At 56.9% G+C, this 6,928-nt stretch carries 7 protein-coding genes; 3 read left to right on the plus strand and 4 right to left on the minus strand.

The genetic code is table 11. From position 1 onward, the window contains the following. Positions 1-823 (plus strand): APC family permease (locus ACI2JR_RS27550; RefSeq protein ID WP_462480013.1); only part of this gene is annotated, 823 nt, incomplete at its 5' end. A 251-nt stretch (positions 824-1,074) separates the two neighbouring features. Here the strand turns inward: ACI2JR_RS27550 and ACI2JR_RS27555 are convergent. Then, on the minus strand, positions 1,075-1,386 hold the full coding sequence (locus tag ACI2JR_RS27555; RefSeq protein ID WP_132725182.1) for an ArsR/SmtB family transcription factor: 312 nt from the start codon (positions 1,384-1,386) through the stop codon (positions 1,075-1,077). Positions 1,387-1,625: 239 nt separating this feature from the next. Here ACI2JR_RS27555 and fusA point away from each other — a divergent pair, with 239 nt between their 5' ends. Further along, positions 1,626-3,728: an elongation factor G gene (gene fusA / locus ACI2JR_RS27560; protein ID WP_462480014.1), complete on the plus strand. Its 2,103-nt coding sequence runs from the start codon at positions 1,626-1,628 to the stop codon at positions 3,726-3,728. A gap of 104 nt (positions 3,729-3,832) precedes the next feature. On the opposite strand, the gene sbcB is transcribed toward fusA, so the two are convergent. Then, positions 3,833-5,263, minus strand: a complete 1,431-nt coding sequence (gene sbcB, locus ACI2JR_RS27565) for an exodeoxyribonuclease I (RefSeq protein WP_462480015.1) — start codon at positions 5,261-5,263, stop codon at positions 3,833-3,835. Positions 5,264-5,436: 173 nt separating this feature from the next. Between sbcB and ACI2JR_RS27570 the strand changes: the two genes are divergently transcribed. Continuing rightward, entirely contained in the window at positions 5,437-6,618 is a 1,182-nt protein-coding gene (locus ACI2JR_RS27570) for a tyrosine-type recombinase/integrase (RefSeq protein WP_462480016.1), read from the plus strand. On the opposite strand, the gene ACI2JR_RS27575 is transcribed toward ACI2JR_RS27570, so the two are convergent. Both ACI2JR_RS27575 and ACI2JR_RS27580 read right to left on the minus strand, forming a co-directional pair. After that, positions 6,599-6,790: a helix-turn-helix transcriptional regulator gene (locus ACI2JR_RS27575; RefSeq protein ID WP_193133764.1), complete on the minus strand. Its 192-nt coding sequence runs from the start codon at positions 6,788-6,790 to the stop codon at positions 6,599-6,601. The two genes, ACI2JR_RS27570 and ACI2JR_RS27575, sit on opposite strands and share 20 nt — an antisense overlap. A 7-nt stretch (positions 6,791-6,797) precedes the next feature. Further along, positions 6,798-6,926, minus strand: coding sequence for a hypothetical protein (locus tag ACI2JR_RS27580; RefSeq protein WP_462480017.1), 129 nt, complete (start codon positions 6,924-6,926; stop codon positions 6,798-6,800). Between the last annotated feature and the right edge of the window lie 2 nt (positions 6,927-6,928).

A 6,928-nucleotide genomic window follows, 5' to 3' on the forward strand; every position in this document is an offset into this window, starting at 1 on the left:
GCACGGCGAAGGCGCGGGCACGCTGACCAGCACCCGTCCGTTCTGGTCTGAGGGGGCGCACGTGGTGCCGATGATTACCGGTGCGACGATCCTGTGCTTCTCGTTCCTCGGCTTTGACGGTATCTCTTCGCTGTCTGAAGAGACCAAAGACGCTGAGCGGGTGATTCCGAAGGCGATCTTCCTGACGGCGCTGATTGGCGGCCTGATTTTCATCGGCGCCTCTTACTTCCTGCAGCTGTACTTCCCGGATATCTCACGCTTTAAAGATCCGGACGCGTCACAGCCTGTAATTATGCTGTACGTGGCGGGCAAAACCTTCCAGTGGGGCGTGCTGATTTTCTCCAGCGTGACCGTACTGGCCTCCGGTATGGCGGCGCACGCGGGCGTTTCGCGTCTGATGTACGTCATGGGCCGCGATGGCGTGTTCCCGACGCGTTTCTTCGGCTACGTGCACCCGAAATGGCGTACCCCGGCATGGAACGTGCTGCTGGTGGGCGCGATTGCTCTGCTGGCGATCAAATTCGATCTGGTCACGGCGACGGCGCTGATTAACTTCGGCGCGCTGGTGGCGTTCACCTTCGTTAACCTGTCGGTGATCTCCCAGTTCTGGATCCGTGAGAAGCGCAACAAGACGCTGAAAGACCACTTTAACTACCTGGTCCTGCCGGTGTGCGGCGCGCTGACCGTGGGCGCACTGTGGATTAACCTCGAAGAGAGCTCGATGATTCTGGGCCTGATCTGGGGGGGTATCGGTCTGGTGTACCTGGCCTGCGTGACGAAAAGCTTCCGCAACCCGGTGCCGCAGTACGAAGACGTTGCCTAATCACGTTTGGTGATGAGAAAGCCGGAGGGAAACCTCCGGCTTTTTTGTTTCTGGCGGATGTCGATCTTCCCGGCTCGCGCTACGCTTAGCCGGACTACAGGTTCACCGCTGCTCACGGTCTGGTAGCCCGGGTAAGGCGTGTACGCCGCAACCCGGGATTCCCGGGCACGAGTTCATGTGGTTTTGCGGGCCGGTAGCCCGGACAGATGCGCAGCATCGCCTCCGGGAGATTCGGCAGAAATGTGGGCGATTTACTTCTCCTGCTGCATCACCTTAAGCAGCGCATCCAGCAGGCCGGGAAAACGCGCGTCGAGATCGTCCCGGCGCAGAGAAATCATATTCTCCCGCCCCTGCGGGCGCTGCCAGATCACCCCGCTATCGCGCAGGACGCGCCAGTGGTGGGTCATCGTCGACTTCGCCACATCTTCATGACGCAGCGCGTTGCAGCTCTGCTCGCTGCCGTCGGCGAGGCTGCGGATGATCTCCAGCCGCATCGGATTGCCAAGGGCAAAAAGCACATTTTCCAGGCGAATTTGTTCACGTTCGGGATGATTGGCGATCATAATATTCCTGTGTCGGCGGTTGCTCTGCTCCCGGGAGCAGCAGCCCGTATCGGCGGCTGGCCGGTAATATACCGAAACTGAATTTCTAAAGCCATGCGAGTCGGTGCCGCTTCACCAATAGCTACGATAGCAAAAATAGTTCGAATATACTCGTACAGTTGTACTATGATAGCTGCCGTGAACCATACCGCGGCACACTCTGGCCGCTAACTGACAGTCAAAACGACTAAGGACGCATCATGCCCCGACCCATCCCCCTCGAACGTTATCGCAACATCGGTATCTCCGCGCATATCGATGCCGGTAAAACCACCACTACCGAGCGCATTCTGTTTTACACCGGAATGAGCCACAAACTGGGTGAAGTACACGATGGCGCGGCAACCACCGACTGGATGGCGCAGGAGCAAGAGCGCGGGATTACCATTACCTCCGCGGCGGTCAGCTGCTTCTGGCCGGGGATGGACCGAAGCTTAGAGCCGCATCGCATCAATATTATCGACACCCCCGGCCATGTCGATTTCACCATTGAAGTCGAGCGCTCCATGCGCGTGCTGGACGGCGCGGTAATGGTGTATGACTCGGTGGGCGGCGTGCAGCCGCAGTCGGAAACCGTCTGGCGGCAGGCGAATAAGTATCACGTCCCGCGGCTGGCCTTCGTCAATAAAATGGACCGTCCCGGCGCCGATTTCTTCCGCGTCGTGCAGATGATGATTGACCGCCTGAAGGCCAACCCGGTGCCGATCGTTATCCCGATTGGCGCCGAAGAGCATTTCACCGGCGTGGTGGATCTCATCCGCATGCGCGCCATCCTGTGGGATGACGCTACACAGGGGATGACCTTCAGCTACGCGCCGGTGCCGGATGCGCTGCAAGCCAGCGCAGGAAAGTGGCGGGAAAAAATGGTGTCAGCGGCGGCGGAAGCCAACGATGAGCTGATGGACAAATATCTTGAAACCGGTGAGCTCAGCGAGGCCGAAATTGTGGCCGGGCTGCGTAAACGTACCGTGGCGGGGGAGATCCAGCCGGTGCTGTGCGGCAGCGCGTTTAAAAATAAAGGCGTGCAACGGATGCTCGATGCGGTCATCGAACTGATGCCGTCGCCGCTGGACGTTCCGGCCATTGAAGGCGTCGATGAAAAAGGACAACCGGCGGCACGTCATCCCGGGGACGATGAACCCTTCTCGGCGCTGGCGTTTAAGCTGATGACCGACCCCTATGTCGGCCAGCTGACCTTTATTCGGGTCTATTCCGGCACCCTGAAAAAAGGCGATGCGGTGTATAACCCGGTCAAAGGTAAGAAAGAGCGGATCGGGCGCATCGTGTTGATGCATGCCAACGATCGCCATGAGGTGGATGAACTGCATGCCGGGGATATTGCCGCCTGCGTCGGGTTGAAGGATGTCACCACCGGCGACACGCTGTGCGACCCGGATGCGGTGATTACCCTTGAACGGATGGAGTTTCCGGATCCGGTCATCTCCCTGGCGATTGAACCGAAGACCAAGGCCGACCAGGAGAAAATGGGTATTGCCTTGCAGCGCCTGGCGTCTGAGGATCCCTCTTTCCGTCTGCATACCGACGAGGAGTCGGGCCAGACGATTATTTCCGGGATGGGCGAGCTGCATCTGGAAATTATCGTTGACCGGATGCGCCGTGAATTCGGCGTTGAGGCCAATATTGGCCGCCCGCAGGTGACCTATCGCGAGACCCTGCGTAAAACGGTCAACGAGGTGGAAGGCAAGTTTGTCCGCCAGTCCGGCGGGAAAGGGCAGTACGGCCATGTGGTGCTGACGCTGGAACCGCTTCCGCCGGGAAGCGGCTTTGTGTTTGAAGACGCCACCAAAGGCGGCGTGGTGCCGCGGGAGTATATTCCTTCCGTCGAGAAAGGGCTGCGCGAAGCGATGGGATCCGGGGTGCTGGCCGGTTATCCGGTGGTTGACGTGAAGGCGATCCTGACGTTTGGTTCGTATCATGACGTCGACTCCTCGGAACTGGCCTTCCGCATGGCGGCGATTTTCGGCTTCAAGGAGGGCGCGCGCCGGGCGGATCCGGTGATTCTCGAACCGGTGATGCATGTGGAGGTGGAAACGCCGGAAGAGTACGCCGGGAATATTATGGGCGATCTCTCTTCCCGTCGTGGGATGGTGCAGGGCATGGAGGAGCGGTTCGGCAGCCAGATCATTCGCGCTGACGTACCGTTGGCCGAGATGTTCGGCTACTCCACCACGCTGCGCTCGATGTCGCAGGGGCGGGCCACCTACAGCATGGAGTTCCACCACTACGCCGAGGCGCCGCGTAACGTGGCAGAGGCGATTATCGCCAGCCGCGCTAAAGGCTAAACTCCCCTTCCCGGGTGGCGGCTAACGCCTTGCCGGGCGACGAATCCGTGCGGTCGTGGATTTTGTCGCCCGGACAAGGCGCCGTCTCCGGGAATTCCCGCCAGTTAGACAATTTCCTGCGCGTACTGCCACAGCGCTTTTAGCAGCGCCAGCTTCTCGCTGTCGTCAGCATACTGCTGATACAGTCTCTGTAGCTCATCGGCGTAGGCCTGTAAAAACTCCGGGGTAAACACCTCGCGGCGATGATCTAGCCAACGCTGCTGCTCGGCTTCGTCAAGGCTGCCGGGGAAGTTGCGCGCGCGGTAGTTGAACAGCAGGCGCTCAATACGTTTATCGGCGAAAGTGATATCCAGCGCCGGCAGGTTGCGCGGCTCGGTTTCGAGGACGATTTTCATCGCCGCGCGGTCGGCGTCGCTGAAAAAGCCGTTATACAGCTGGGTGTCAACATTGTCGGAAGGGACAAACGGCTCCGCTTCGGCAAAGATAGCGACCACTTTCTCGCGCACCTGCGGATGTGCGCGTAACAGCTGCAGGTTATCCAGACAGCGCTGACGGTTGATCCCCAGCCGGTCGGCATCCTCCGGGCGCAGCGTATTGGCCTGCGCCAGTACCGGGCATTTATTGAGATGGACTAATTTAACCGGCACCGCCGCCCGCTCGCCGAGTTCGGCTTTTGGCGTGTACAGCCGTTCGCGCAGCGTATCGGCATCCAGATCCAGCAGCGGCGACATATCGCCGGCAAGATCGACCATGATCACCGCATTGCGGTTGTCCGGGTGCCAGGCCAGCGGAGCCACCCAGCTGGTGTTGCCGCGCGCCGCGCCGAACATCCCGGAGACGTGGACCAGCGGTTTCATCTGCGGGACGTCAATCAGCGTCGTCAGCTTGCGCTTATGGCGATAGGCGTAGAGATACTCAAACAGGCGCGGCTGCTGGGTTTTGACCAGTTTCGCCATCGCGATGGTGGCATAAACGTCGGCCATCGCATCGTGAGCATTGCTGTGTTCAATCCCGTTGGCCACGGTCAGGTGTTCCAGGCGAAAGCTCGGCAGCCCTTCGTCGTTCTCCGGCCAGTTGATCCCTTCCGGGCGCAGGGCGTAGCAGGCGCGCATCACATCCAGCAGATCCCAGCGCGAGTTGTCGTGCTGCCAGCTCCAGGCGTAAGGATCGTAAAAATTGCGATAAAAAATATTTCGGCTGACTTCATCATCGAAGCGCACGTTGTTATAGCCGACGATACAGGTTTTCGGCACCGTGAACAGATCGTGGATGCGGCGGGCAAAGGCGGCTTCGTTTTCACCTTTGGCGAGAGCCTCCTGCGGCGTGATCCCGGTGATCAACACCGCCTGCGGCTGCGGCAGATAGTCGTCGGCGGGTTTACAGTAGAAGACTTCCGGCTCGCCGATGATATTCAGATCCGCATCGCTGCGGATGGCGGCAAACTGCGCCGGCCGGTCGAGCGAGGGGCTGGTGCCAAAGGTCTCGTAATCGTGGAAGAGGAATGCGCTCTGTATACTATCGTTTTTTACTGTCACCTAATGTACACGCCTGATGTTATATGTATTTGAATTTGGTGTGTTTTAATGTCTTTTTTGTCATTCGTTGATAATGATTGTACACGTCTAAATATTGTTGTTTATGTTTATACATGCGATATTGAGTACAGGTTGAGTACATAAATCATCAATAGCTGAGTACAAAATACAGAATGGCAATTAGCGACACAAAACTGCGTTCTCTCTATGGTAAACCATATTCGGGTCCGCCTGAAATCACTGATTCAGACGGACTTGGGATCCGCATAACGCCCAAAGGGGTAATCAGCTTTCAGTTCCGTTTTCGCTGGGATGGCAAACAACATCGTCTGGGGCTTGGACGTTATCCGTCCTTAACGCTAAGGGACGCTCGCAACAAGGTTGCTGATTTGCGCGAGGCAGTTGATAAAGGGATTGACCCTCGGATTATGGCCGGTGGGCTCCGCGCTCAAAAGAAGCCCACGGTGAAGGACTGTCTCGAATACTGGAAAGAAAATTACGTTGATATAGCTCTGAGGGAGAAGACAGTTTCCCTCTATAAATCGACGGTTATTAAGCTTATGAGTGATGCCTTTCCGGGGGTTCCTGTCGAAGATATCCCCGTTCGCCTCTGGGTTGAGAGATTCACTGAGGAAGAGAGGATTAATCCCCGGCGGGCCAGACAGTTGTTAATTCAGCTTCGGACGGCGATCGGCTGGTGCACCCGCAGGCAATTTGTTGGCGTTACCGAGCTGATGCTTTTACAACCGAAAGATATTGGGGTGAAGCCAGCAGTTGGAGAGGTGACGCTAAGCTATAACCAACTGGCAAAGATATGGCTGGCTATTGAGCGCAGCCGCGGGTCTACCCCTAACCGCTTATTACACCAGCTACTGATGCTATACGGTGCCCGCAATAGTGAAATCCGCGACTCTGTTAAATCCGAGTTCAACAGGGAGGAGGGTGTCTGGCTGCTACCAGCTGAAAGAAGCAAGACGAATAGGGTTGTGCGGCGGCCAATTTTCGATGCTGCAGATGAATTGCTCAAAAAGGCGGAAATGACATACGGAAATGTTCTTTTCCCCGGACCCGATCTTAAAAAGCCAATGTCACTCGCTGGCGCAAACCGTTTCATGAAAAGGATTGAAAAATCGTTAGGGATTGGCGAATTTACAGCACATGATTTCCGCCGGACCCTGGCGACTCGGCTGTCGGAAGAAGGCGTTGCCCCGCATGTCATCGAAAAAATGCTGGGGCATGAGCTTGGCGGCGTTCTGACCGTTTATAACAAACACGATTGGATTGCTGAACAGAAGGCCGCCTATGAGCTTTATGCCGAAAAAATATTCTGGCATATCAAGAAGATTTCGGGTTAACACCCCCGTTCAAGATCCACGCTTCCACCTCAGACCGCAGATATTGCTTGGGGTGGGTGCGTATTGGTTTCGGAAAGTTATGATGCTCGGTATATTTCCAGATAGTCATACGGGAAGATACGCGGATCATCTTCATAACTTCTTTTTCGTTAATCATTTCAATATCAACCATACCCACCTCACACCACTTTCAGGCCACGACAGTGGCACCAGACCTCATACATCCGCTTAACCACTTCCCGGCAGTAATAGCCGTGACCGTCTCGCGTCAGGTCATACCGGCCGCCGTAGCGCAGCCGTACCCATATCT

Origin of the sequence: Klebsiella sp. NPDC088457 (assembly GCF_044900465.1) — a bacterium.
Classification (GTDB): domain Bacteria; phylum Pseudomonadota; class Gammaproteobacteria; order Enterobacterales; family Enterobacteriaceae; genus Klebsiella.

What these genes read in the sequence shown, in the direction of transcription:
- ACI2JR_RS27555 (WP_132725182.1), bottom strand. Translation starts at nt 1,386, where the DNA reads ATGATCGCCAATCATCCCGAACGTGAACAAATTCGCCTGGAAAATGTG.
- fusA (WP_462480014.1), top strand. Translation starts at nt 1,626, where the DNA reads ATGCCCCGACCCATCCCCCTCGAACGTTATCGCAACATCGGTATCTCC.
- ACI2JR_RS27570 (WP_462480016.1), top strand. Translation starts at nt 5,437, where the DNA reads ATGGCAATTAGCGACACAAAACTGCGTTCTCTCTATGGTAAACCATAT.
- ACI2JR_RS27575 (WP_193133764.1), bottom strand. Translation starts at nt 6,790, where the DNA reads ATGGTTGATATTGAAATGATTAACGAAAAAGAAGTTATGAAGATGATC.